This is a genomic window from Sphingomonas guangdongensis (assembly GCF_900199185.1).
In the GTDB taxonomy this organism is placed as follows: domain Bacteria; phylum Pseudomonadota; class Alphaproteobacteria; order Sphingomonadales; family Sphingomonadaceae; genus Sphingomonas; species Sphingomonas guangdongensis.
The window spans coordinates 25,149-49,351 of record NZ_OBMI01000001.1 but is presented as its reverse complement, the minus strand read 5'-3'; the positions used below and the strand labels follow the sequence as shown (position 1 = coordinate 49,351).

The 24,203-nt window shown below is 70.1% G+C and carries 27 protein-coding genes and 1 tRNA gene; 12 read left to right on the top strand and 16 right to left on the bottom strand.

The window, feature by feature from the left end:
- The first annotated feature begins 51 nt into the window (after positions 1–51).
- Complete coding sequence (locus CRO12_RS00265) at positions 52–1,005, top strand: alpha/beta fold hydrolase (protein ID WP_097062058.1); 954 nt, start codon at positions 52–54, stop codon at positions 1,003–1,005.
- A complete protein-coding gene (locus tag CRO12_RS00260) occupies positions 1,002–2,081 on the top strand; it encodes an NAD(P)/FAD-dependent oxidoreductase (RefSeq protein WP_097062057.1) in 1,080 nt (359 codons plus the stop codon). The genes CRO12_RS00265 and CRO12_RS00260 overlap by 4 nt, the downstream gene beginning before the upstream one ends.
- On the opposite strand, the gene rnhA is transcribed toward CRO12_RS00260, so the two are convergent.
- The 3 genes from rnhA to ispH are packed head-to-tail and all read right to left on the bottom strand — an operon-like array spanning position 2,078 to position 4,453.
- On the bottom strand, positions 2,078–2,521 hold the full coding sequence (gene rnhA, locus CRO12_RS00255; RefSeq protein ID WP_097062056.1) for a ribonuclease HI: 444 nt from the start codon (positions 2,519–2,521) through the stop codon (positions 2,078–2,080). The two genes, CRO12_RS00260 and rnhA, sit on opposite strands and share 4 nt — an antisense overlap.
- Positions 2,518–3,486 carry a homoserine kinase gene (gene thrB, locus CRO12_RS00250; protein WP_097062055.1) on the bottom strand — a complete coding sequence of 323 codons (969 nt, stop codon included), beginning with the start codon at positions 3,484–3,486 and terminating at the stop codon, positions 2,518–2,520. Before thrB ends, rnhA begins: the two co-directional genes overlap by 4 nt.
- Positions 3,487–3,496: 10 nt before the next feature.
- On the bottom strand, positions 3,497–4,453 hold the full coding sequence (gene ispH / locus CRO12_RS00245; RefSeq protein WP_097062054.1) for a 4-hydroxy-3-methylbut-2-enyl diphosphate reductase: 957 nt from the start codon (positions 4,451–4,453) through the stop codon (positions 3,497–3,499).
- A gap of 103 nt (positions 4,454–4,556) precedes the next feature.
- Here ispH and CRO12_RS00240 point away from each other — a divergent pair, with 103 nt between their 5' ends.
- On the top strand, positions 4,557–5,201 hold the full coding sequence (locus CRO12_RS00240; RefSeq protein WP_245858077.1) for a hypothetical protein: 645 nt from the start codon (positions 4,557–4,559) through the stop codon (positions 5,199–5,201).
- Between the two features lie 193 nt (positions 5,202–5,394).
- On the top strand, positions 5,395–5,724 hold the full coding sequence (locus tag CRO12_RS00235; RefSeq protein ID WP_179640765.1) for a hypothetical protein: 330 nt from the start codon (positions 5,395–5,397) through the stop codon (positions 5,722–5,724).
- A 98-nt stretch (positions 5,725–5,822) separates the two neighbouring features.
- Here the strand turns inward: CRO12_RS00235 and CRO12_RS00230 are convergent.
- A tRNA-Pro gene (locus CRO12_RS00230) sits at positions 5,823–5,899 on the bottom strand.
- 184 nt (positions 5,900–6,083) lie between these two features.
- Between CRO12_RS00230 and yajC the strand changes: the two genes are divergently transcribed.
- From yajC to CRO12_RS00210, 4 genes are all read left to right on the top strand, one after another.
- Positions 6,084–6,419 carry a preprotein translocase subunit YajC gene (yajC, locus tag CRO12_RS00225; RefSeq protein WP_097062052.1) on the top strand — a complete coding sequence of 112 codons (336 nt, stop codon included), beginning with the start codon at positions 6,084–6,086 and terminating at the stop codon, positions 6,417–6,419.
- Positions 6,419–8,014 carry a protein translocase subunit SecD gene (gene secD, locus CRO12_RS00220; protein ID WP_097062051.1) on the top strand — a complete coding sequence of 532 codons (1,596 nt, stop codon included), beginning with the start codon at positions 6,419–6,421 and terminating at the stop codon, positions 8,012–8,014. The genes yajC and secD overlap by 1 nt, the downstream gene beginning before the upstream one ends.
- 112 nt (positions 8,015–8,126) lie before the next feature.
- Complete coding sequence (gene secF / locus CRO12_RS00215) at positions 8,127–9,092, top strand: protein translocase subunit SecF (protein WP_097062050.1); 966 nt, start codon at positions 8,127–8,129, stop codon at positions 9,090–9,092.
- Positions 9,089–9,463: an Mth938-like domain-containing protein gene (locus CRO12_RS00210; RefSeq protein WP_097062049.1), complete on the top strand. Its 375-nt coding sequence runs from the start codon at positions 9,089–9,091 to the stop codon at positions 9,461–9,463. The genes secF and CRO12_RS00210 overlap by 4 nt, the downstream gene beginning before the upstream one ends.
- Before the next feature lie 207 nt (positions 9,464–9,670).
- Here the strand turns inward: CRO12_RS00210 and CRO12_RS00205 are convergent, their stop codons facing one another.
- The 5 genes from CRO12_RS00205 to ychF form a co-directional block, all read right to left on the bottom strand.
- Positions 9,671–10,864 (bottom strand): glycosyltransferase, encoded by a 1,194-nt coding sequence (locus CRO12_RS00205; RefSeq protein ID WP_097062048.1) that lies wholly within the window; start codon positions 10,862–10,864, stop codon positions 9,671–9,673.
- A gap of 40 nt (positions 10,865–10,904) precedes the next feature.
- Positions 10,905–11,231, bottom strand: a complete 327-nt coding sequence (locus tag CRO12_RS00200; RefSeq protein ID WP_097062047.1) for a glycine zipper 2TM domain-containing protein — start codon at positions 11,229–11,231, stop codon at positions 10,905–10,907.
- A 902-nt stretch (positions 11,232–12,133) separates the two neighbouring features.
- Complete coding sequence (locus tag CRO12_RS00195) at positions 12,134–13,657, bottom strand: hypothetical protein (RefSeq protein WP_179640763.1); 1,524 nt, start codon at positions 13,655–13,657, stop codon at positions 12,134–12,136.
- Between the two features lie 53 nt (positions 13,658–13,710).
- The gene (locus CRO12_RS00190) at positions 13,711–14,031 is read right to left on the bottom strand and encodes a hypothetical protein (protein ID WP_144033478.1); all 321 of its coding nucleotides are present in this window, start codon (positions 14,029–14,031) and stop codon (positions 13,711–13,713) included.
- A gap of 35 nt (positions 14,032–14,066) precedes the next feature.
- Positions 14,067–15,167 (bottom strand): redox-regulated ATPase YchF, encoded by a 1,101-nt coding sequence (gene ychF, locus CRO12_RS00185; RefSeq protein WP_097062045.1) that lies wholly within the window; start codon positions 15,165–15,167, stop codon positions 14,067–14,069.
- 96 nt (positions 15,168–15,263) lie between these two features.
- On the opposite strand from ychF, the gene CRO12_RS00180 reads away from it, so the two are divergent.
- Complete coding sequence (locus CRO12_RS00180) at positions 15,264–16,415, top strand: serine hydrolase domain-containing protein (RefSeq protein ID WP_097062044.1); 1,152 nt, start codon at positions 15,264–15,266, stop codon at positions 16,413–16,415.
- 67 nt (positions 16,416–16,482) lie between these two features.
- Entirely contained in the window at positions 16,483–16,746 is a 264-nt protein-coding gene (locus tag CRO12_RS00175; protein WP_144033477.1) for a DUF6440 family protein, read from the top strand.
- A gap of 185 nt (positions 16,747–16,931) precedes the next feature.
- On the opposite strand, the gene CRO12_RS00170 is transcribed toward CRO12_RS00175, so the two are convergent.
- The 7 genes from CRO12_RS00170 to CRO12_RS00140 all read right to left on the bottom strand — a co-directional run bounded on the left by CRO12_RS00170 (position 16,932) and on the right by CRO12_RS00140 (position 20,878).
- A complete protein-coding gene (locus tag CRO12_RS00170) occupies positions 16,932–17,510 on the bottom strand; it encodes a TIGR02466 family protein (protein ID WP_097062042.1) in 579 nt (192 codons plus the stop codon).
- 1 nt (position 17,511) lies between these two features.
- A complete protein-coding gene (locus CRO12_RS00165) occupies positions 17,512–17,847 on the bottom strand; it encodes a DUF4087 domain-containing protein (protein WP_097062041.1) in 336 nt (111 codons plus the stop codon).
- Entirely contained in the window at positions 17,844–18,413 is a 570-nt protein-coding gene (gene pth, locus CRO12_RS00160; protein WP_097062040.1) for an aminoacyl-tRNA hydrolase, read from the bottom strand. The genes CRO12_RS00165 and pth overlap by 4 nt, the downstream gene beginning before the upstream one ends.
- Before the next feature lie 96 nt (positions 18,414–18,509).
- Positions 18,510–19,124 carry a 50S ribosomal protein L25/general stress protein Ctc gene (locus tag CRO12_RS00155; RefSeq protein WP_097062039.1) on the bottom strand — a complete coding sequence of 205 codons (615 nt, stop codon included), beginning with the start codon at positions 19,122–19,124 and terminating at the stop codon, positions 18,510–18,512.
- Between the two features lie 164 nt (positions 19,125–19,288).
- The gene (locus tag CRO12_RS00150; RefSeq protein ID WP_097062038.1) at positions 19,289–20,194 is read right to left on the bottom strand and encodes a TraB/GumN family protein; all 906 of its coding nucleotides are present in this window, start codon (positions 20,192–20,194) and stop codon (positions 19,289–19,291) included.
- A gap of 32 nt (positions 20,195–20,226) precedes the next feature.
- Positions 20,227–20,697 carry a hypothetical protein gene (locus CRO12_RS00145; RefSeq protein ID WP_097062037.1) on the bottom strand — a complete coding sequence of 157 codons (471 nt, stop codon included), beginning with the start codon at positions 20,695–20,697 and terminating at the stop codon, positions 20,227–20,229.
- Entirely contained in the window at positions 20,675–20,878 is a 204-nt protein-coding gene (locus CRO12_RS00140) for a helix-turn-helix transcriptional regulator (protein ID WP_097062036.1), read from the bottom strand. Before CRO12_RS00140 ends, CRO12_RS00145 begins: the two co-directional genes overlap by 23 nt.
- A gap of 217 nt (positions 20,879–21,095) precedes the next feature.
- On the opposite strand from CRO12_RS00140, the gene CRO12_RS00135 reads away from it, so the two are divergent.
- Complete coding sequence (locus tag CRO12_RS00135; RefSeq protein WP_097063233.1) at positions 21,096–21,965, top strand: glycine--tRNA ligase subunit alpha; 870 nt, start codon at positions 21,096–21,098, stop codon at positions 21,963–21,965.
- Positions 21,962–24,196 (top strand): glycine--tRNA ligase subunit beta, encoded by a 2,235-nt coding sequence (gene glyS, locus CRO12_RS00130; RefSeq protein ID WP_097062035.1) that lies wholly within the window; start codon positions 21,962–21,964, stop codon positions 24,194–24,196. The genes CRO12_RS00135 and glyS overlap by 4 nt, the downstream gene beginning before the upstream one ends.
- The last annotated feature ends 7 nt before the right edge of the window (positions 24,197–24,203 follow it).

The window sequence follows — 24,203 nt, the reverse complement described above, 5'->3', positions numbered from 1 at the left end:
GGAAACTAACGGGTAGACGACGCGGCTTTCCAAAACGTAACCGGGCCGGCGATGAGCGACGCCGCGTCCCCCGCCAGCCATCGCCGCGCGATCCCGGCCGACGCGCGCGTCGACGGCTTCGTGCTGGCGGACGGCTGGCCGCTGCGCCGCTTCGACTGGCCGGCGGCGGGGACTACGCGCGGCGCGATCCTGTTCCAGTGCGGCCGCGGCGACTTCTTCGAGAAGTATCTGGAGAGCTTCGCCCACTGGCACGCGCGCGGCTGGCACGTCACCACGCTCGACTGGCGTGGCCAAGCGGGGTCGGGGCGGACCGGACCGGCCGCGCACGTCGGCCACATCGACGATTTCGACGCCTATCTGCACGATCTCGGCGCGATCTGGGACGACTGGCGCGCGCGCGCCGCCGGACCGCGCGTGCTGTTCGGCCACTCGATGGGCGGTCACCTCGCGCTGCGCGCCCTCGCGGCGCAGCTGGTGGATCCGGACGCGGCGGTGCTGATCGCGCCGATGCTGGGGCTGCGCGCCCCGGTGGGGGCCCGCCTCGGCCAGACGGTCGCGCGGCTCATGGCGCGAGTCGGCGATCCGGCACGCGCAGCGTGGAAGGGGAACGAGCGCCCGGACACGCTGCTGTCGCGCGCCGCGCTGCTGACGCACGACGCGGATCGCTACGCCGACGAGCTGTGGTGGCAGGCGCAGGACCCGCGGCTGCTGACCGGCCCACCGAGCTGGACGTGGCTGGCGGAGGCCTTCCGCTCGACGGCTGAACTCAACGCATCGCCGACGCTGGCGACGGTGAAGACACCCGTCCTGCTGCTGGTGGCAGAGGCCGACCGGTTGGTCGATCCGCACGCCACGATCGCGGTCGCGCGCCGCCTGCCGGATGCGGAGATTGTCCGCTTCGGCGCGGAGGCGGCGCACGAGCTGCTGCGGGAGGCGGACCCGGTCCGCGCCCGCGCGCTGGCGGCGATCGACGCCTTTCTCGACGCGCGGGCATCGCCCCGGTGACCCGCGTCGATATCGCGGTGATCGGGGGCGGCATCGCTGGCACGACCCTCGCCGCCGAGCTCGCGCCGCACGCGTCGGTCGTGGTGCTGGAGGGCGAATCCGCGCCCGGCTTCCACGCCACCGGCCGCTCGGCCGCCTTCTGGTCGGAGACCTACGGCGGCCCGGACGTGCAGCCGCTGACCACCGCGTCGGCGGACGCGCTTGCTCCCTTCCTCGACCGGCTGGGCGCGCTCCACATCGGTCGGGCGGGAGAGGGCGCCCTCATCGACGGCTTCCTATTGGATTTCGCCCGGTCTGGCGTCGAACTCCGCGCCGTCGACCCCGCCACCCTCATCCCGGACCTCAGGCCCGCGTGGTCGCTCGGCGTGCTGGAGCCAAGCTGCGCCTATATCGATGTCGCCGGCTTCCACGCCGATGCGATCAGCCGGCTGAAGCGCAGCGGCGGGGAACTGCGCGTCGACGCCGCCGTCCGGCAGGTGGAGCGACTCGGCACCGCGTGGGCGATCGTGACGGCCGCCGGCACGCTCCGTGCCGACGTCATCGTCGACGCGGCCGGTGCCTGGGCCGACCCTGTGGCGGCGCTCGCCGGCGCCCGCCCGCTCGGCATCCGCGCGTACCGCCGCACCGTGGTGCAGCTCCGCACCGAACCGGGCGTGCCCGCGGGCATCCCGATGGTGGAGCACATCGGAGGCTCCTTCTACTTCAAGCCGGAAGCGGGGGGCCGGCTGTGGCTGTCGCCGGCGGACGAGACCGCGGCCGATCCGGGCGACGTTGCGGCCGAGGAGATCGACGTCGCGGTGGCGATCGACCGGCTGAAGCAGGCGGTCGACTGGCGGGTCGCCGCGGTCGAGCGGCGCTGGGCGGGCCTGCGCAGCTTCGCGCCCGACCGCCTCCCGGTCTACGGCTTCGCGCAGGACGCGCCCGGCTTCTTCTGGTGCGCGGGGCAGGGCGGCTTCGGCATCCAGACCGCGCCTGCCGCCGCGCGGCTCGCCGCCGCGCTGCTGCTCGGGCACCCGCCACATGCGACCGTCGCCGCGATCGATCCGGCCCGCTACGCGCCCGCGCGGTTCGGCTAGCGCGCCTTGTCGGCGGCGTCGCTCGCCAGCCTGTCGGCGCGCTCATTGTCCGGGTGCCCGGCGTGGCCCTTGACCCACTTCCACTCGATGCGGTGCGGTTCGGACGCCGCGAGCAGCGCCTGCCACAGCTCGGCATTCTTGACCGGCTTCTTGTCGGCGGTCTTCCAGCCGTTGCGCTGCCAGCCCTTGATCCACTTGGTGAGCCCGTCCATCACGTAGCGGCTGTCGGTCGACAGCGTCACGCGACACGGACCTTTCAGCGCCTCCAGCCCCCGGATCGCTGCGGTCAGCTCCATGCGGTTGTTGGTGGTCAGCCGCTCGCCGCCGGACAGCTCCTTCTCGCGTTCACCGAACCGCAGCAGCACGCCCCAGCCGCCCGGACCCGGATTACCCTTGCACGCGCCATCGGTCGCGATCTCGACATGCGGGAGCTCGGTCATGCGAGGGTCTTCAGTCGACTGGCCAGGTCCGGGTCGTACACGCGAAGTCGCCGCCAGAAGGCGAGCGGATCCTTGCGCGTCACCAGCGCATCGTGGGGCGTGTTGAGCCAGTCCCACGCCCGCGACAGGGTAAAGCGGATGCACGCGCCGACTGCCAGGATCGGAAAGGCGCGTCCCTCTTCCGCGGTGAGCGAGCCGCCGTCGGCGTAGCCCGCGATCAGCGCGTCGCCGACCGCCGCTTCGTGCGCATGCCCGGTCGCATCGAAGGACCAGGCCGCGTGTGCGATCGCTAGATCGTAGAGGCGCAGATCGGTGCTGGCGAAGTAGAAGTCGATCAGCCCCCCGACCGTGTCGCCGAGCATCAGGACATTGTCGGGGAACAGGTCGGCATGGATCGCACACGACCCGATCGCGTCGTGGGGCCAGCGTGCCTCGACCAGGTCGAGCGCGGAGGAAAGGTCGTCGTGGAGACCCGGCGCGATTGAATCGAGGCTGCGGCCGCACCGCTCGAGCAGTGGTCGCCAGCTCGCGATCCCCATCGAGTTCGCCCGATCACCCTCGAAGTCGGCGACGGCGCGGTGGAGCGCCGCCAGCGCCTTGCCCGCCGCACCCGCCTGCACCGGCGTCGGCTCGGACAGCGACACGCCCGGCAGGAACGCGATCAGGCACGCCGGTCGCCCCGCCAGCTCCTGGATCGCGACGCCATGACGGTCCTTGATCGCCGGCGGCACCGGCAGCCCCTTGGCGGCGAGATGGTCGAGCAGCGCGAGGAAGTAGGGCAGGTCGCCCGCCGCCACCCGCTTCTCGTACAGCGTCAGGATGAAGCGCCCCTTCGTCGTATCGACCAGGTAGTTGCTGTTCTCGACCCCTTCCGCGATCCCCTTCGCGGACACGAGCTCGCCCACGTCGTAGCGCGCGAGGAACGCGGTCAGCGCCTCCGCCGACACGTGCGTGTAGACCGCCACTGGTGCCTCGTCAGGCGGCGCGCAGTTCGCGCGGCAGCTTGAAGGTCAGCGTCTCGCGCGTGGTCTCGATCTCGCGCTCCTGCACCTCGAAGCGGGTGGCGAGCAGGTCGACCAGCTCGCGCACCAGCACCTCGGGCGCCGACGCGCCCGCCGTCAGCCCGAGCGTGCCCACGCCCGTCAGCCACGCCCAGTCGAGCTCGTCGGCACGCTGGATCAGCTTGGCCTCAACGCCCTGGCGCACCGCCAGCTCGGCGAGCCGCATCGAGTTGGACGACTTGGGGCTGCCGATCACCAGCAGCAGGTCGCACTGGTCGGCGATCACCTTGACCGCATCCTGGCGGTTGCTGGTCGCGTAGCAGATGTCGTCCGCGCGCGGCGCGACGATCGCGGGGAATCTGCGCTGGAGCACGCCCATGATCTCCGCCGTGTCGTCCACCGACAGCGTGGTCTGGGTGAGGAAGGCGAGATTGCCGGGATCGGCGGGCTGGATCGCCTCCGCGTCCGCGGCCGTCTCGATCAGCGTCATCGCGCCGTCGGGCACCTGGCCGAAGGTGCCGATCACTTCCGGGTGGCCGGCATGTCCGACGAACAGGATGTGGCGGCCCGCCTCCACCAGCCGCTCGGCCTGGCGGTGGACCTTACTGACCAGCGGGCAGGTGGCGTCCAGGTAGGAGAGTCCGCGCGACTCGGCCTTGGCGGGCACCGCCTTAGGCACGCCGTGCGCGGAGAAGACGACCGGCACCCCGTCGGGCACGTCGTCCAGCGTCTCCACGAACACCGCGCCCTTGTCGCGCAGCGTGTCTACCACGAACTTGTTGTGGACGATCTCGTGCCGGACATAGACCGGCGCGCCGTAGCGCTCGATCGCCAGCTCGACGATCTGGATGGCGCGGTCGACCCCGGCGCAGAAGCCGCGCGGCGCGGCGATCAGCAGGTCGAGGACGGGTTTCGGGCTGGGGCTGGTCACGGCCGCCTTCCTACGCGATTGCTTGCGCGGGGTGAAGGCGCTTGGTAGCGCACGGGCCGCTCCGGGCGAAGTTCAGGCCCGGGCGCGTTTCGAAAGGTCACCCGTGCACGTCCGCATCCTCGCCGCCCCGATCGCCCTGCTCGCCGTGGCGCTCGCCGGATGCTCGCGCACCGGGGAGATCGACGCGTCCGGCGGCATCACCGCGGTGCGCAGCGTGTGCCCGAGCGTCGGCGTGCCCGCGGCGACCGGCGACGTCACGCTGTTCGATCCGGCCGGGGGCCGCAGCGCCGATGCGATCGACGTGAACGCGATCATCACCAACGTCCGCTCGACCTGCGCCGACGGTGGCGATCCGATCGTGACCACCGTCACCTTTGACGTGCTCGCGCGTCGGAGCCGGACGGACGCAGCGCGCGAAGTGGTGCTGCCGTACTTCAGCGTGGTGACGCAGGGCGGGACCGTGATCGTCGCCAAGCGGGTGAACCGCGTCGCCATCCGTTTCGAGGCGGGTCAGGCCCGCGCCCGCGCGACCGCCACCGCCGCCAGCTACGTCACCCGCGCGTCCGCAACGCTCCCCGACGACGTCCGCCGCCAGATCACCCGCGAGCGCAAGGCCGGCGATCAGGACGCGGCCCTCGACCCGCTCGCCGACCCCCAGGTCCGCCAGGCCGTCGCCCGCGCGACCTTCGAAACGCTGGTCGGCTTCCAGCTCACCGACGAGCAGCTCCGCTACAACGCGACCCGGTAAGGGCCCGGACGCGCGGCCAAGCGGCGCCCACTGCTGGCGCAGGTGCGGCTTAGCGCCTCAAGCCAAATGCCCGAGGGCTGCGCTGGCAGCGCGCGGTCGGGGCGATCTCTACCACAGCATCGGCCTGCCTAGAGAGCACCGCCGACATGAGTCGCCCAATTGCGGACATTCAGCGATACGGCCAATGTGCGGCATGGTTCGTTGGCCTGCCATCATCGGCATATTCGTGCTGCTCGCTGCCGCGTGGTTGATCTTCGAATTGCAAAATATTTGGCCGGTGAACTACGCGAAGGTTGAAGTCCTTAGACTCATGTTTGCGCTTGGAGCCGTCGGGAGCATCGCTGCGTTCACTTGGGGACGTTCGCGACTGCTACCTTCAGCCCTGATCGCGGCCACCTTCGCCAGCACGGCGGTCTACTCAAACAGCGCAATGACGCCGACCTATGCTCTGATGGCAGCCATGATCGTGGTGTTGGTCGCTGCACTTACGGTAGCCGTGCCTCGCCCGGAGAACGTCCGCTAACCACCAGTAGCGAATATTCCGCAGCGCGGCGGCTAGTCTATCCGGTTCTGTCCGGCGCCCGCGAAGTCTCGCTCAAGCGGCTTCGGCTACGATAGATTTGGTCGGGGCGACAGGATTCGAACCTGCGACCCCCACACCCCCAGTGTGATGCGCTACCAGGCTGCGCTACGCCCCGACCGGCACGTGGGGCGCGGCCGGTGCCGACGCCCTCGTGAGGCGCGGGCTTTACGGTCGCGCGGGCGTGGATGCAACGGGAAAGCGCGGCCCTTCCATTGCGCGGGCGCGCGCGCTTTGGTAGCGGGCGCGGCAATCTGTCCCGGCCGGGTGGTGTCCCGGCGCTCCTTAGCCCTTTGAGAGCCATGTTCATCCCAGCCGCTCATGCCCAAGCCGCCGGCGCCGCCGCCGATGGCGGTCTCGCCTCCATCATCTCGATCGCGCCGCTGGTCCTGATCTTTGTTGTCTTCTACTTTCTGATGATCCGCCCGCAGCAGAAGCGGATGCGTACGCTTCAGCAGGCGGTCGAGGCGGTCAAGAAGAACGACAGCGTCGTCACCGCGGGCGGGCTCGTGGGCAAGGTGACCAAGGTAGAGGATCGATTAGTGGAGGTGGAGATCGCCCCCAACGTCCGCGTCAAGGTGGTCAAGGCGACGCTCGCCGAGGTGACGCCGTTCGGCGGCAAGCCGGCGAACGACTGATGCTCGATTTCCCGCGCTGGAAGGTGTGGAGCATCTGCGGCTTTCTGGCCGTCATGGTGCTCATGGCGATCCCGAGCTTCCTGCCGGAACGGGTGGTCAGCGCGCTACCCGGCTGGGTGCCGGTCAAGCAAATCACCTACGGCCTCGACCTCGCGGGCGGCAGCTACATCCTGCTGGAGGCGGACACCGCCGACGTCGCGTCGCAGCGGCTGGAGCAGATGCGAGAGCTCGTCGCGACGGAGATGCGGCGCGGCTCGCCGCGGGTGGCGATCGGTGACATCTCGACCCGCGGCGGCCAGCTCTCCTTCATGGTGCGCGACGCGGCGCAGGTCGATGCCGCACGGGAGCGGCTGCTGCCGCTGACAAGCGGCGCCGGACTCACCGGGCAGCGCGACTGGGACATCTCCGTCGTCGACACGACCCGCTTCGTCATGAAGCCGACCGAAGCGGGGATCGAGCAGGCGATCGACACCGCGATGGGCGACGCGACGGAGGTCGTGCGCCGCCGCATCGACGAGCTCGGCACGCGCGAGCCGACCATTATTCGCCAGGGCAAGGACCGCATCGTCGTCCAGGTTCCCGGCCTCGACAATCCGCAGGCGCTGAAGGACTTGCTCGGACGCACCGCGCGGCTGGAGTTCAAGCTGGTCGACGTGACCGCGGACCCGCAGGCGGTGGCGCGCGGCCAGGCCCCGATCGGCAGCCAGATCCTTCCCTATGCGGAGGGCGGCGGGCCGATCGCGGTCAAGCGCTCGGTGATCATCTCGGGCGATCAGGTCGCCGACGCGCGCCAGGAGTTCGATCCGCAGACCGGCCAGCCGCTCGTCGCCTTGACCTTCGACGGGCAGGGCGGGCGGCGCTTCGCGACCGTGACCCAGCAGAATGCCGGGCGGCCGTTCGCGATCATCGTCGATAATCAGGTGATCTCCGCCCCCAATATCAACGAACCGATCCTGGGCGGCCGCGCTTCGATCAGCGGTGGGTTCACCGTCGAGACCGCGAACGAGCTTGCGATCGCGCTGCGCTCGGGCAAGCTGCCGGTCGAGCTGAAGGTGGTCGATGAATCGACCGTCGGGCCCGATCTCGGCGCCGACTCGGTCCGCGCGGGCCTGATCGCATCGGCGGTCGCGGTGGCGGCGGTCGTCGCCTTCATGCTCGTCACCTATGGCCGCTTCGGCGTCTACGCGAACCTCGCGGTCGTCATCAACGTGCTGGTGATCCTGGCGCTGATGGCGATGATCGGGTCATCGCTGACATTGCCCGGCATCGCGGGCTTCGTGCTGACGATCGGCACTGCGGTCGACGCCAACGTGCTGATCAACGAGCGCATCCGCGAGGAGCGCCGCCGCGGCCGCAGTGTCGTCCAGTCGGTGGAGCTCGGCTACAAGGAGGCGAGCCGCACCATCTTCGAGGCGAACGTGACCCACGCGATCTCGGGCATCATCATGCTGCTGCTCGGCTCCGGCCCGGTCCGCGGTTTCGCCATCGTGCTGCTGATCGGCATCGCGACCAGCGTGTTCACCGCGGTGGTCTTCACCCGGATGCTCGTTGCGCTGTGGCTGCGCCGCAACCGCCCGCAGGAGATCAACATTTGAGCCGCGCGGAGCACTTTCATCTGTCACCCCGGCGCAGGCCGGGGTCCAGAGTCACGCGCGTGACGTTCCTTGCCCTGGATTCCGGCCTGCACCGGGATGACGAGAAAACCGCATGCGCCTGCTGAAGATCGTTCCCGACAACACCAACATCGGCTTCGTCCGCTTGCGCTTCTGGGCGTTCGGGCTGACCCTGCTCCTGTCGCTCGCCGCGGTCGGCGCGGTGGCGGCCAAGGGTCTAAATTTCGGCGTCGACTTCGCCGGCGGCCTGATGATCGAGGAGCGCTTCCCCTCCGCCCCGCCGCTGCAGCGGGTGCGTAGCGTGATCGAGCGGCTGAACGTCGGCGACGCGACGCTGCAGCCGATCGGCGACGGTCGCACCCTGTCGATCCGCCTGCCGGTGCAGCAGGGCGCGGACGAGGGCGCGACCAACGCCACCGTCCGCCGGGTGGAAACGGCGCTGGGCCAGGCGTTCCCCGGCGCAACCTTCGCCCGCTACGCGACCGTCTCCGGCAAGGTCTCGGGCGAGCTCGTCCAGAACGGCATCCTCGCGGTCGTGCTCGCCATGATCGGCATCTCGCTGTTCGCGATCTTCCGCTTCGAATGGCAGTTCGGCGTCTCGACCTTTGTCGCGATCCTCCACGACCTGTTGATGACGCTCGGCTTCTTCGCCATCACCCGCTTCGATTTCGATCTCAACATCGTCGCCGCGGTGCTCACGATCATCGGCTACTCGATTAACGACAAGATCGTGATCGACGATCGGATTCGGGAGAACATGCGCAAGTACCGCAACATGAACATGTCTGACCTGGTCGACCTGTCGGTGAACGAGACGCTGCCGCGCACCGTCATGACCTCCGTCACGATCCTGCTCGCGCTGTTCGCGATGCTGTTCCTCGGCGGGCACGTGCTGCGCGGCTTCACCGCTGCGATGATCCTGGGGATCGTGGTCGGCACCTACTCGTCGATCTACGTGTCGTCGTCGCTCCTCATCACGCTCGGCCTGCGCGCGCAGCCGCCTGGCGGCGACGGGTCGGGTCGCGAGCGGGCCGAGCGCGTCGCGCCGACGGGCGCGTGAGGCTCGACCGCAACTCGGTCGCGCCCGGACCGGTAATCGCCGGCTTCTCGGGCGGTGGCTTCCGAGTGGACGACAATGTCTACACCGCGCTCCTGATCACGCCCGAGCGCGCCGACGGCTGGACGCCGCCGCCGCTCGACGCTTTGGGGGAAGGCGACCTCGCACCACTGCTCGCGCTCACGCCGCTGCCGGAATTCATCCTGCTCGGCACCGGCCCGGCGCTGCGGCGTCCGCCCGCCGCGCTGGTCAAGGCGGTGGAGGCGCGCGGCGTGGGGCTGGAGATCATGGACAGCCGCGCCGCCGCGCGCGCTTGGGGCATCCTGCGCAGCGAAGGCCGCCAGATCGCCGCCGCGCTCTACCCGCTGGTCTGAGCGGCGACCTCCATCACTCCGTTGCATCACGACCCCGGCGCACGCCGGGGTTCAGCTGCGGTGGGCTCTGCTGGTGCCACTCCCGTCCGAGCCATTGACGGCGCCCTTCCTCACCGCCCAGCCAAGCTACGCTCCACCCGCTGACGCGAGAATGCCGTGCTCCCGCACAGGCAGGAGCCCAGGGCCACCAGCACCTCTTCAGCGGCACTAGCCTCCCGCCGCCGCGGGAGCACGATGGGCTCCCACCAGCCCGCTCAGGTGCGCGTACAGCTCGGCCGTGTTCGCCGCCCAGCTGAACCGCGCCGCCGCCGCGCGGACCTCGTCCGGCGCGGGCGGCGTCGCGAGCAGCTCGGCGATTGCCGCCGCGAACGCGTCCACCTCGCGCGCCACCACGCGACCCGCCGCGGGCCGGTCCACCGTCTCGTGCGCGCCACCGACGTCGGTGATCACGATCGGCGTGCCGCTCGACAGCGCCTCGACCCAGACGTTGGCCAGGCCCTCTGACGCGGAGGCGAGCGCCATCACATCGGCGGCGGCGAACAGGATCGGCAGGTCGTCGTGCGGCACCGGCCCGATCAGCTGCACCCGGTCGCCGACGCCGGCCGCGGCGATCCTCGCCTCCAGCGCGGCCGCCTCGGGTCCGGCACCGGCGATCCACAGCGTCACGCCCGGCAGCCGCGCGACCGCGTCGATCACGACGTCGTGTCCCTTGCGCGGGATCAGCGCCCCAACGGAGAGGACCAGGGGACCCGCGACGCCCAGCTTTGCCCTCTCGGCCGCCCGGTTGCGCGGGCTGAAGCGCCCGGCATCGATGCCGGTGCGGTGGACGCGGATGCGCTCGGCCGGGATACCCAGCGCCGCCATGTCGTCCCGCATCGCCGCCGACACCGCCAGGCAGCCGTCGGCGGCTTGCCCGGCCGCGATCACCTGCGCCGCGGTCGGCTGAGCGGTGCCCCAGTGGTGGATGTCGGCGCCGCGCGCCTTGATCGACACCGGCACGCCGAAGCGGCGGCCGAGCGCGACTGCCGCGGGCCCTTCGGGGAAGAAGAACTCGGCATCGATGACGTCGAACGGAAACTCGCGGCGCAGGCGGGCGAGCAGGGGCGTCACCGCGCGTGCGAGGCTCGCTGCGTGGAAGCGCCCGGCCGTGCCCGGCAGGTTGAGGAAGCGCGGCCGGTGAACGCTCAGCCCGCGCCATGTCTCGTGCCTCGGCAAGGTGCGCAGCGCCCGATAGGTCGGCAGCCGATCGAGCAGGGGCGGCGGCAATCCGACCGGCGCCACGACGCGCAGATCGACGTCGGGATGTGCGGCCAGCCCGCGGGTCTGGCGCTCGACGAAGACGCCGAAGTTGGGCCGGCTCGCGTCGGGAAACAGACTGGCAAGGGTAAGCACGCGGAGCATCGCCCCGCGTGCCTATCGCCTCAGCCGTTAAGAAACCGGCTCAGCGGCACTGCCGCTTGCCGCTCCGCTCGATCTCGCGACCGGCCAGAGCACCGGCACCGGCGCCGAGCAGCGTGCCGAGCGTGCGGTCACCACGCGAATCGATGGTGCGACCGACCAGCGCACCGGCGACGCCGCCGACCACCAGCCCGGTGGTGCCGTTCGGCTTGCGGCAGTAGGTGCGGCCGTCGCGGCCGCGCCACTCGCGATACCGCGCGCGGTTCTGCGCGTCAGCCTGCGAATAGCCGTTCTCGACGGCGACCGGGGCCAGCGTCGCGACCGGGACCATCAGGGCCGCGCCAGCGGCGGCGAGCATCAGATTACGCATGGTACTGCTCCTGTTGTGTTGAATGATTGTGGGTCCGTAACGCTGCTTTTATGCGGCCGGTTGCATGAACCAAAAACAACAGCGTGTTCAGCTTTGGCGCAGCCATGCGCGCTTTCCACGTTATCCACACCCGTGTGTTTGATCGATCGGCTTGGTGCGACTCGGCCGTCGTGACAGCATCGGTGGGCAGGAAGCGGTCGGACGATCGGGAAACCGGTAGAAAGATCAGCGACTTGACTGCCGAACCGGCCTGCTGGTGCCATCTGGAAACCGCAATCCGGTGTGTTGACGAGAGCAGGGCGGCTCCGCCGAATGCCTCCAAAAGCCGCATCGTGGCGGATGGGGGTAGGAGCCACCGGATCGTCGTCGAAAGACACATTGCACGCCTCGGCGTGGAGTGTGGGGCAGGGATCGGCGATGGACGCAGGCCCGGCAACGGGTGCGCGACCGGCGACGATCAACGGGGTCGATGGTTGCGCGCACCGTCTCAGGGCGGGATGTACGACGATCGATCACCGGACGCGGGGCGAGGGCGAGAGCCAGATGCACCGTACCCCGGCAGGCCGCCGCCACCGGCGACCGACGCTGCACTGCGGTGCAGTCAGGTCTCCGGTGCGGCAGCCGACGGGCGATACCCGCCGGACCCGAGAGGGGCACGACGGCGTCGCCTGGCCGACGACCAGGAGCCATCGACACCCCGGCGGCCCGGGTCGACGACAGGGGGGCTGGCAGCGATGCCGGCCCCCTTTTCTCATGCGCGTCGCGCCGAGCGCTAGAGCGGTCACCCTCCCGAACCCGGCACCCCGGCGCAGGCCGGGGTAGACCGCTCCGCCAGCGATGCGGCGGCGTTCCCTGCCTCCGCACCGGCTCATCACCGCCTTGCGCTCGGAAGAAGCGACCTCTCACCGCGCCCCGATATCGCCCAGCGTCAGCTTGGCGAACAGCGACCAGCCGAGCCCGTCACCGTAGGTCCGCTCGATCGCGCGCGGCACCGCGGTGGCGAAGGCACTGCCCCCCAGCGCCAGGTTGAGCGGCTCCGCGAGCGACAGGCGATAGGCGTAGCCGAGCTCGCCCCGCGCCACGCGAAATGTCCGGTCGTGCAGCGGGTCGTCGTGGTCGGGGAAGAGCTCGTCGTTGCTCACCCGCTCGCCCCGCGCGAACAGGTTGTGCCCGCCGCCCGCCGACCAGTTCGCCTCGACCAGCCAGGCCGGCAGCTGCTCGCCCGGCACGCGGTCCTTCAGCGACCAGGCGACCGTCGCTGATATACGCGGTGTCGCATAGTGGACGCTCGCGGTGGTGCGGCGCTCGTCCTCGCCCGGGTGCTGTGCCTCCGGTTCCTTCAGCCGCGCATGGCTGAACTGCGCGACGAGGTTGGGAGAGGGCGTCCAGCTCGCCCGCACGCTCCACGAATCGAACCGGGGCGTGTCGAGGTTCCAGCGTTCCTCGTCCGGTTCGCGGCCGGTGAACACCGATCCTTCGATCTGCCACGTCCGTGTCCGCCAGCCCGCGGTGGCGACGCCATAGGTGATGTGGGTGCTGTCGAACCAGTGATGCGTGATTGGTGCGAGCGGCAGATAGCGCGCCGACACGCGGTGCATGAACGCCGCGGGGCCGAGCGCCGGCTCCCCGACCGGCCCGCCGTAGAGGATCAGCCGCGAGTTATCGCCGATCGCCACCTCCAGCCGCGCGGCGAGCTCCATGAACAGGTCGTGCGGGTGCTGCCGGTCGACCAGCGGCACGCCGAACGCCGTCTCCCCAGTCGCGAGCAGGTTGGGGTAGCCGCGCCGGCTCATCAGCGGCTCCAGGCTCATCATCGCGCGCAGCTGCAGGTGCGTGGTGTCGGACAGGTCGTGGTCCGCCATCAGCATCCCCATCGACTGGACGAAGCTCATGTCGTCGCCGCGCGGCCCCGACTGCTCGGTGGTGACGACCCAGGCATAGCCGTGCGCCATCAGCGACCAGCCGCCCGTCGCCGCGTGCGCGCCCGTCATCGTACCTCCGGCGAGCGGCAGCAGCGCGGTGCCCGATCCGTAAGCCGCTCCCGCATCGCTCATCCGCATGCCGCCGTGACCCATCGCGCCGTGGTCCATGGCGCCGTGGTCCACCGTCGCCTGCGTGGCGTGTCCGGCGTGCAGATCGGTGGCGGGAGCAGGTGATCCGGATGACCGGTGCGCGGCGTGCGGGTCCGGATCTGCCGGCTGGGTAGCCACCGGCGCCATCCGGTGCCCGATGTGAGGACCGGTCGCCGGCGGCGTCGACCGGTGTCCGGCGTGCGGGTCGGTCGGCGTGGCCTGCGCCGGCGCTGGTGGCATGGCGTGGCCGGCGTGCGGATCGGCGGGCGGGGGCGTCGGCGCGGGATGCGCGGCGTGCTGCGCGAACGGCGCCGGGCCCGCGGCGACGGCCGCGAGCAGCAGGGACGTGAACATGATTACACTTTCGAAGCAGACAGAACGCGCGACCAAGACGGGTCGCGGGCGGTTCAGCCTTGCTTCGGCGGCGGCGGCGTCGGTCCGCGGCTCGGCAGCGCGACGGCAATCTTGCGCCACGCCGCCGGGATCATCATCAGCGCGCGGTTCGGCGCCTCGATCATCGGCGGGGTGACCGTGGAGGGCGCGACGCAACCGATGCAGGTCCCGCTCGACGGCTTGGCCTTCTCACCCTGCCGCCGCGGCGTCTGGTGCTGCCCCGCCTCGTGCTGCGCCTGTGCGGCCGGCTCGGCGGCCGTCGCGCAGGCCGGCACCGCTGCCGACAGCGGCAGCGCGAGCACGATCAGCGCGAGGAAGAGCCAGCGGAGCGTCACACTCGCGTCATACACCTCGGGGCGAACGGGTGCAATCAGACGTTGAAGCGGAACAGCATGACGTCGCCGTCCTGCACGACATACTCCTTTCCTTCCGAGCGCAGCTTGCCCGCCTCGCGCGCGCCGCTCTCGCCGCCGAGCGCGACATAATCGTCGTAGGCGATCGTCTCCGCCCGGATGAAGCCGCGCTCGAAATCGGTGTGGATCTCGCCCGCCGCCTGCGGCGCCTTGGCTCCGACGTGGGTGGTCCAGGCACGCGCCTCCTTCGGTCCCACGGTGAAGAAGGTGAGCAGGTGGAGCAGGTCGTACCCGGCCCGGATGACGCGGGCGAGGCCGGTTTCCTCCAACCCCAGCTCGGCCAGGAACTCGGCGCGGTCCTCGGCCGGTATGGTCGCGATCTCCGCCTCGATCGCGGCGGACACGACCACCGCCTGCGCGCCCTCGGCCGCCGCCTTCGCGAACACGCGTGCCGACAGCGCGTTGCCGTCCGCCGCATCCTCCTCGTTGACGTTGCAGACGTAGAGCACCGGCTTGGCGGTGATCAGCTGCGAGGTCGCGAACACGCGCGCTTCCTCCGCGTCCTTGGGCGCGGTCAGCCTTGCGGGCTTGCCGTCGCGCAGCAGGTCGAGCGCCTGGCCGAGCACGGCTGCCGCCACCTTTGCTTCCTTGTCGCCCTGCGCCGCCTTCTTGGCGAGGTTGGGCACCCGCTTCTCGAGCGATTCCAGGTCGGACAGCATCAGCTCGGTCTCGACCGTCTCGGCATCCGCGATCGGATCGACCTTGTTGTCAACGTGCTGGATGTCGTCGTTCTCGAAGCAGCGCAGCACGTGGACGATCGCGTCGACCTCGCGGATGTTGGCCAGGAACTGGTTGCCCAGCCCCTCGCCCTTGGACGCGCCGCGCACCAGCCCGGCGATGTCGACGAAGCCGAGCTGCGTCTCGATGATCTTGGCGGAATGCGCGATCGCGGCGAGCTTCTGGAGCCGCGGGTCGGGCACCGCGACGTTCCCGACATTGGGCTCGATCGTGCAGAATGGATAGTTCGCCGCCTGCGCCGCGGCCGTCTCGGTGAGCGCGTTAAAGAGGGTCGACTTGCCGACGTTCGGCAGGCCGACGATGCCGCAGCGGAAACCCATGGTGACGCCTTCGTGTATCGTGATCGGTGAGGGAAGCGCCGCGCTCTAGCCGCGTTGCGGCGTTGACGCCAGCGTCGCGGCGCGTAGCCTCTTGCCATGACGATTGGTCCGATCCGCCTCGCGCTGCTGCTGCTCTCCGCCGCAGCCGCGTCGGGCTGCGCCCGCTCGCTGGAGGACTCGGCTGTGGACCGCGCAGGCAGCGCAGCGCGGGCGGCGACCGGCGCTAGCGGTCTCGCCATCGCCGTGATCGAGCGCGGGCGGATCGAACATGTCTGGACCAGCGGCGCCCGCAACGCGCGCGGCGACACGCTCCAGGCGCAGACCGTGATGTACGGCGCGTCGCTGACCAAGGCGGTGTTCGGCTACCTCGTGGCGCAGCTCGCCGACGAGGGACGGATCGAGCTCGACCGGCCGATCGCCGCGCTGCTGCCGCGACAGCTGCCCGCCTACGGCAACCTCGACGCGTACGGCAACTGGGGCGACCTGGCCGGGGACGATCGCTGGCGGGCACTCACCCCGCGGATGCTGCTCAACCATGCCTCCGGCTTCGCCAACTTCTCATTCCTGGAACCGGACGGCAGGCTCCGGTTCCACTTCGCGCCCGGCAGCCGCTACGCCTACTCGGGCGAAGGCATCATGCTCCTCCAGTTCGTGCTGGAGCAGGGTCTCGGCCTCGACGTGGAGGCCGAGCTCCAGCGCCGCATCTTCGTCCCAGCGGGCGCGACGCGCACCAGCCTGAAGTGGCGAGCGGACTTCGCCAGCGATCTCGCCGACGGCTGGGATGCAGCCGGCAAGCCGCACCCGCATGACGAACGTAGCCGGGTCCGCGCGGCGGGATCGATGGACACGACGCCCTGGGACATGGCGCACATAGCCGCCTTCATGATCCGCGGCGAGGGGCTGTCGCGCCGTGCCCGCGCCGGCTGGGCACGCGGCACGCTCCCCATCACCACGCGCCAGCAGTTCCCGACGCTGTTGCCCGACGCGCCGCCCGCCGATCGGCCGCTGGCGTTGGCGGCGCTCGGCGTTATTGCCTTTAACGGACCGCAGGGACCCGGCTGGTACAAGGGCGGGCACGACGACATCACTGCAAACACGCTGGTCTGCGTGGAGCGGCGGCGGCGCTGCGTCCTGGTGCTGGCGAACGACGTCCGCGCCGAACGCGCCTTTCCCGCGATCGTGCGGACGATCCTGGGCGACACCGGCGTGCCCTATCGCTGGGAGTATCCGGGCCTGCCCGCCTACTGACGAACGGGTGCTTGCACGCAGCCCGGTGCTCCTGCACGATCGGTCGCGGGCTAGGGGGAGAAGCACGGTGACACGGACGGGATTGATCGGCGGCCTGGTCGCCGCGACGCTGCTGGGCGGCTGCGGCGGCGTCAGCAACACCTTCCAGTCCGCGCCGATCACCACGGACACGGTGGAGGGCAAAATCCGCGGCACCCGCAACGGCGGCGAGCAGGTGCGGGTCTGGCGCGATCCGGACACCGGCTGCCAGTACCTCCTCTGGGAACGCCGCCGCCAGGGCGGCATCACCCCGCGCCTGACGCCGGAGGGCCGTCCGATATGCCGGGGATAGGGGCACCCCGCACCGTCACCCTCCGCCTCCACGTCACCCCAGCGAAGGCTGGGGTCTGTCGCGATCACGCGATCCGCTCGAACAGGTCGGACCAGTCCCGGGTCACCTGCCGCTCACGTCGACCAAGCCCGATACCGCGCCAACAACGTTGAGCCAGCGTACGCTGGCATGACGGGGTGAGCGCCTCACCGATAGTTGAAGCTGATGCTCACCCGCTCGGCCTTGGCGGCGTTCGGCATCACCTCGTGGCGGAGCCAGCTTTCCCACAGGAACACGCTGCCGGCCGACGGCTCGGCGTAGACAAAGGTGTCGGGCCGGGCCGGCGCCGCCATCAGCATCGGCAGGCGCGGGTCCTCCAGCTTCAGCGCGCCCGATCCCGGCGGCACCGCGATGTAGACGGTGCCCGACACGGCGCTGTGCGGATGGAGGTGGCCGGAGTGGGTGCCGCCGGGCTTCAGGACGTTGACCCACAGGCTGTCGAGCCTGAGCCGCTTGCCCAGCTCGAACCCGCAGTCCTTTGCGAACCCGGCGACGTGGCGGTCGAGCCGGCGGACCAGGTCGGCGAAGCGGGGGTCGCGCGCGGGCAGGTCGTTCAGCGACGCGTAGCTGGTGTAGCCGCGATAGCCGTGCGCACGCGACCAGGCCCGGCCGGCCTTGTCCTCCACGGCCAGGTCGCGGCACGCGTCGTCCAGCTCCCCGATCAGGGCGTCGTCGCCGAGCGCCCCCTCGTAGAAGCCGGTCGCGAACAGCTGGCGGGTCGGCACGTCAGCGCTCGCCGATGCGGCGATCGGCCCTGCACGCCTTGAGCGGCCGCTGCTGCGCCGAATAGACGCGGGTCACGCGGCTCGTGCGCTTGTCGACCGTCATCGTCAGGCAGGCGCAGCCGACGCCGTAATAGCCGTTGGTGCGGATCCACTCCCGTGCCGACAGGTCGGGGATCACGTCCATGCCCGGCGCCTGGTACCCGCCCTGCGCCCCGAGCAGCCACTCGCCATCCCGGTCGGTGATCCACCAGTTGCCGGGCGTCGGATTGGCGATCCAGCCGCAGCGCTTGGCCGGTGCCTGCGGGCTGCCAAGCAGCAGGAGCAGGGCCAGGATCATGCCGCCACCCGCAGGGCCACGTCGTTCATGAAGCGCACGTCATCGCCCGCCGCGAGCAGCGGCGCCTCCGCGGCGATCGCACCCAGCAGCTCGGACAGCGCCTCCACCTCGCTCTTGTGCCAGTTGGACAGGACGTGCCCCGTCACCCGGTCCTTGTGACCGGGATGGCCGATCCCGATCCGCACGCGACGGAAGGCGGGGTCGAGGTGCTGGACGATCGAGCGCAGCCCGTTCTGCCCCGCGGTGCCGCCGCCCGTCTTCACCTTGACCTTGAGCGGCGCCAGGTCGAGCTCGTCGTGGAAGACCGTGATCGCCTCCGCGCCGAGCTTGAAGAAGTCCGCCGCGGCGCGGACCGCGCGGCCGCTCTCGTTCATGAAGGTCGCGGGCTTGAGCAGCACGACCTTCTCCGTGCCGATCCGGCCCTCCTGCGTCCAGCCCTGGAACGCCTTCCGGGGTGCGGCAAAGCCGTGCAGCGCGGCGATCGCGTCGACCGCCTGGAAGCCGGCATTGTGCCGGTTCATCGCATACTCCGCACCCGGGTTCCCCAGGCCAACCCACAGCTGCATGGCCCCTCCATAGCAGAACGCCCCCGCAACCCTAGGGGGCGGGGGCGTTCCGGATAGTCGTCATGCCAGCGTTCGCTGGAGTGACGGTTGCGAGGCTTACGCCTCCTCGGCCGGCGCCTCGGCGTCACCCTCCGACGACTTCAGCGCCGACGGGGCGACCAGGGTCGCGATGGTGAAGTCACGGTCGTCGATCGACGGCTGCGCGCCAGCCGGCAGGGTGACGTTCGAAATGTGGATCGAGTCGCCCACGTCCAGGCCCTTCAGCGAAACCTGGATCTCACCGGGGATGTCGGCCGCGTCGACCACCAGCTCCAGTTCGTGGCGGACGATGTTCAGCACGCCGCCCTTGGTGATGCCGGGCGATGCATCCTCGTCGGTGAACACGACCGGCACGGCGACCGTGACCGAGCTGTGCTCGCCGATCCGCAGGAAGTCGACATGGAGCGGGCGATCGGTGACCGGGTGAAACGCGACGTCCTTCGGCAGCGTGCGCACCGCGCCCTGGCCGGCATCGACCATCACAACCGAGTTCATGAAGTGGCCGGTGCCCAGCAGCTTGGTGAGCTCGCGCTCGTTCAGGCTGATGCTGGTCGGCTCCTGCTTGTTGCCGTAGATGACGGCGGGGACGCGGCCTTCGCGACGCAGTGCCCGGGAGGCTCCCTTGCCTGCCCGGTCGCGCGTCTCGGCCGACAGCGTAAGCTGCTCGCTCATGTGTCTTATCCGATCTGCTAGTTGCTATCTGTTCATGCCCGGCAGGCCTCCAGGGATGACCCTGCCGCGGCAAGCGCGCGCCCTTAGCGACAAAGGCGCGCGCTGGCAAGGATACCGGTGGAGTGGACAGCGCCTCGACTACGCGGGCGGAGGCGCTGCTCAGCTCAGTACTTCACCCGCTCCGCCGTCAGCTTCCTCGCCTTGAGGTCCGCGATCACGCTGCGGTCGCCCGCCAGGTGGCCCGCACCGACCGCGAAGAACACGGTGCCCGGCTGCTCCATCCGCTTGACGATCCAGTCGGCCCAGCGCGCGTTGCGGTCGTAGAGCAGCGTCTTCGCGACCTCCGGCGACTCCTTCATGCTCTCGTTGAGCAGCACGGCGAGCGAGTCCGGGTCGCCTTCCGACCAGTCGGCGATCATCGTCCCCATCGTCTCGCCAAGCTTTGGCAGCTCGTCGACGGTGGAGGTCAGGAACTCGACCTGCGCTGCGGGCGTGAGCGAATCGAAGAAGCCGAGCTGCTGCTCCGCGGTTTCCACCGCGTCGATCTTCTTGCCCGCAGTCTTGGCCGCGCCGGTCAGCACCTTTTCCGCGCCCGTCTCCGGATCATAGCCGAGCTTCTTGAGCGGCAGCACCGAGAGCGTCACCGCGGCCAGCCACGGCTTCATCCGGTCGAACGCAGCCGGTGGGATGCCGTTGTCGGCCATCGCCTTAAGGTATGCGGGCCGCTTCGCCTCCGGGATCTGCTCGGTCAGCGTGGGGCCGGCCGGGTTCATCGCCTTGGCCATCACCAGCTGCTGCATCGCGGCCGGCTCCGGCTCCACCATCTCCAGCACCAGCGTGTCCGACTTGTCGAACGCGGTCTTCACCGCCTCGTCGAACCAACTGAGCCCGGGCTTCAGCACGTGCACGGTGCCGAACAGGTAGACCGTCGTGTCGGCGTCCTTGACCACCCACAGCGCGGGATCGGCGTCCTGCGCGGCGGGGGCCGGCGCGGGGGCCTGCTGCGCACAGGCAGGCAGCACGAACAGTAGCGCAAGCGCAGAGGCGGCAGTCTTCATCAGCGTCTTCATGGATTGGTCCCTCCCGAAAATACAGTGTCAGATCAGCGGTACTTGCGCCATGCCCAAACCAGACCGGAGACGATCAGGAACGAGGCGTAGAGGGTAGCGAGGTCGATTGGCGGCAGCAGGCCGGCACGGGCGAGCAGCCACCACACGGGCGCACCCACCCCCATGACGTAGAAGCCGGCTACGGCACCGTCGCGGTACGCCTCGCGCTCATGCTCGTCGACGACCTGGTGCCACCGCCAGGAGATAACAGGCAGGACGGCACCCCAAAGCAGCGCCATGACGACCGCCAGCCAGACCGGCAGCGGGCCGTAGATCATCGCCTCGGCGACGTTGCCCTGCTCCGGTCGCGTGCTCAGAACGCTCATCGCCATGGCAAAGCCGATCGCGCCGCCCAGCACGCCCGACCAGGCAAGCAGGCGGTGGTTGGCCTTCACCGACGCGCTCTTGGGCTCCGCGCCCGGCCGCTGAGCGCCCGGGATCTCAGCCACGATGCTCACCGTCATCGAATATCTCCTCGATCTTCATGTCGAACAGCCGCCCGATGCGAAAGGCGAGGGGCAGCGACGGGTCGTACTTGCCCGTCTCGATCGCGTTCACGGCCTGGCGCGAGACGTCGAGCTGCACGGCAAGCTCCGCCTGGCTCCAGTCGCGTTCGGCACGCAGCACCTTGAGGCGATTCTTCATCTCCTCCTCCTCTGGCATGGCGCAGGTTCCTTGTCACTGTCGCCTGACCGTATGTCAGGTGACCATGACTAAATGTCTACAATCCTCTTCTATGTCAACAACGCCTGACAGAAAGTTTTGCGAACCTGTCATCAGACGGCCGCTTGCTTGACCCTCCCGGCGCCATCCGGCACACGCGCCGACCGTGACAGACACCGGCCCGCTCTCCTTCCAGCGCATGATCCTGACGCTCCACGATTACTGGGCGGCGCGAGGCTGCGTGATCCTGCAGCCCTATGACATGCGGATGGGGGCGGGGACGTTTCACCCCGCGACGACGCTCCGCGCGCTCGGGCCCGATCCGTGGAATTGCGCCTTTGTTCAGCCGTGCCGCCGCCCGACCGACGGCCGCTACGGCGAGAACCCGAACCGGCTCCAGCACTATTACCAATACCAGGTCATCCTGAAGCCGAGCCCCGCCGACCTCCAGGAGCAGTATCTGGGCAGCCTCGCGGCGATCGGCATCGACTTCGCGACCCACGACATCCGCTTCGTGGAGGACGACTGGGAAAGCCCGACGCTCGGCGCCTGGGGGCTCGGCTGGGAGGTGTGGTGCGACGGGATGGAGGTGACGCAGTTCACCTATTTCCAGCAGATGGGCGGGTTCGACTGCAAGCCGGTCGCGGGCGAGCTCACCTACGGGCTCGAGCGCCTCGCGATGTACATCCAGGACAAGGACAACGTCTACGACCTCGCCTTCAACGACGCTGGCGTCACCTACGGCGACGTGTTCCTAGAGAACGAGCGCCAGATGTCGACCTGGAACTTCGAGGTCGCCGACACCGACGCGCTGTTCGACCTGTTCCGCAAGGCGGCGGCCGAGTGCGAGCGGAGCCTCGCCGCCGACTTGCCGATCCCGGCCTACGAGCAGGCGATCGAGGCCAGCCACCTCTTCAACCTGCTCCAGGCGCGCGGCGTCATCTCCGTCGCCGAGCGCCAGGCCTATATCGGCCGGGTCCGCGACCTCGCAAAGGGCAGCTGCGCCAAGTGGATGGATAAGAACGCGGAAGGCTGGAAGTCGCGCCATCCGAACTGGAGCGTAGCGTGACCGACTTCCTCCTCGAACTCCGCTCGGAAGAGATCCCGGCCCGCATGCAGGCCCGCGCCCGCGAGGACCTCGCCCGCTTGTTCGCGGCCGAGCTCGCCAAGGCCGGCCTGACCGCGGGCGACCTCACCACCTACGCGACGCCGCGCCGCCTCGCGCTGATCGCCCGCGACCTGCCCGACGCGACCGAGGCCGTCAGCGAGGAGCTGAAGGGCCCGCGCAGCAGCGCCCCCCCGCAAGCGCTCGACGGCTTCCTCCGCAAGACCGGCCTCACCGCCGATCAGCTGACGGAGCGCGACGGCGTCTACTACGCGGTGATCGAGCGCCCCGGCCGCGCCACCGCCGACGTGCTCGCCGAGGCGATCCCGGCGATCGTCCGCGCCTTTCCCTGGCCCAAGTCGATGCGCTGGGGGGACGCCTCGCTCTCGACCGAGTCGCTCCGCTGGGTGCGTCCCCTGCAGGGCATCGTCGCGCTGTTCGGCGACGTCATCGTGCCGTGCGAGGTCGCCGGCATCGCCAGCGGCGCGGCGACGGTCGGCCACCGCTTCCACCATCCCGGCGTCATCACGATCGGCTCGGCCGCTGACTATGTGGAGAAGCTGCGCGCCTGCCACGTGATCGTCGACCAGGACGAGCGCGAGGGCATCATCGCCACCGGCGCGACGACGCTCGCCGCCCAGGCCGGCCTCACCCTGATCCGCGACGAGGGGCTGCTCGCGGAGAACGCGGGCCTGATCGAGTGGCCGGTGCCGCTCCTCGGCCGGTTCGACCCCGACTTCTTGAGCGTGCCGCCCGAGGTGATCCAGCTCACCGCGCGCGTGAACCAGAAGTATTTCGTCTGCCAGGACGGCGCGGGGCGGCTCGCCAACGCCTTCATCTGCGTCGCCAACATCGAGCCGCGCGACGGCGGCGCGAAGATCGTCGAGGGCAACCGCAAGGTGCTCGCCGCCCGCCTCTCCGACGCGCGCTTCTTCTACGAGACCGATCAAAAGACCCGGCTCGAGAACCTGACGCCCAAGCTCGAGAAGATCGTCTTCCACGAGAAGCTCGGCACCGTCGCGGACAAGGTCGACCGCGTCGCCAAGCTCGCTCGCTGGCTGGTCGAGGAGGGCATGGTCGGCCGCGCCGCTGCGCCGGAACGAGAGCCGTTCGCCGAGACGACGGGCGACCAGCCGATCCACGCGCCCGAGCCGCCGGCATTCAGCCCCGCCGATCGTGCCCGATTGGCTGACCAGGTCGAACGCGCCGCACGGCTTGCCAAGGCCGACCTGGTCACCGGCATGGTTGGCGAGTTCCCCGAGTTGCAAGGCCTGATGGGCGGCTACTACGCCGCCGCGCAGGGCGAGGACTCGGCGGTCGCGGCCGCCGTCCGCGACCACTACAAGCCGGTCGGCCAAGGCGACGAGGTCCCGACTGATCCGGTGACGGTTGCGGTGAGCCTGGCGGATAAGCTGGACAGCATCACGCAGTTCTTCGCGGCCGACCTGAAGCCGAGCGGCTCTAAGGATCCGTTTGCGCTCCGGCGCTCGGCACTGGGCGTGATCGCGCTAATCCTCGACAACCGCTTGCGATTTCCACTCGGCAGTCAGGCAAGCGGCGACGTGCTCGCCTTCTTCGCCGACCGCCTCAAAGTCCAGCAACGCGAGGCCGGCGTCCGCCATGACCTGATCGACGCGGTGTTCGCGCTGGGCGGGGAGGACGACCTCGTCCGCCTGCTCGCCCGCGTTCACGCGCTCCAGGCCTTTGTCGCGACCGACGACGGTGCGAACCTGCTCGCCGGGTACAAGCGCGCCGCCAACATCCTGAAAAAGGAGGGCTACACCCCTCCGCCCGCCGATGAAGAAGCGGAAACGCGCGATCACCAGGGCGTGGCGGAGACCGGCGAGGAGGACCCGCTGGTCCTCGTCGAGGACGCCGACTTCCGCGACACGGTGGGCGAGTGGGCGCACCAGCGCCGCGTCCGGCACCTCGGCTACGATCCCGAACCCGCCGAACTCGCGCTGATCGAGGCACTCGACCGCGCCGAGCCGCTCGCCCGCATCGCAGTCGAGCAGGAGGACTTCGCCCGCGCGATGGCGGCCCTCGCCGAGCTGCGCGCGCCGATCGACGCCTTCTTCGAGAGCGTCACCGTCAACGACCCCGATCCGGCCAGGCGCGAGGCGCGGCTCGGGCTGCTCGCCCGCGTCCGCGCGGCCGTCCACGCGGTTGCCGATTTCTCGAAGATCGAGGGGTAGCGCTCCC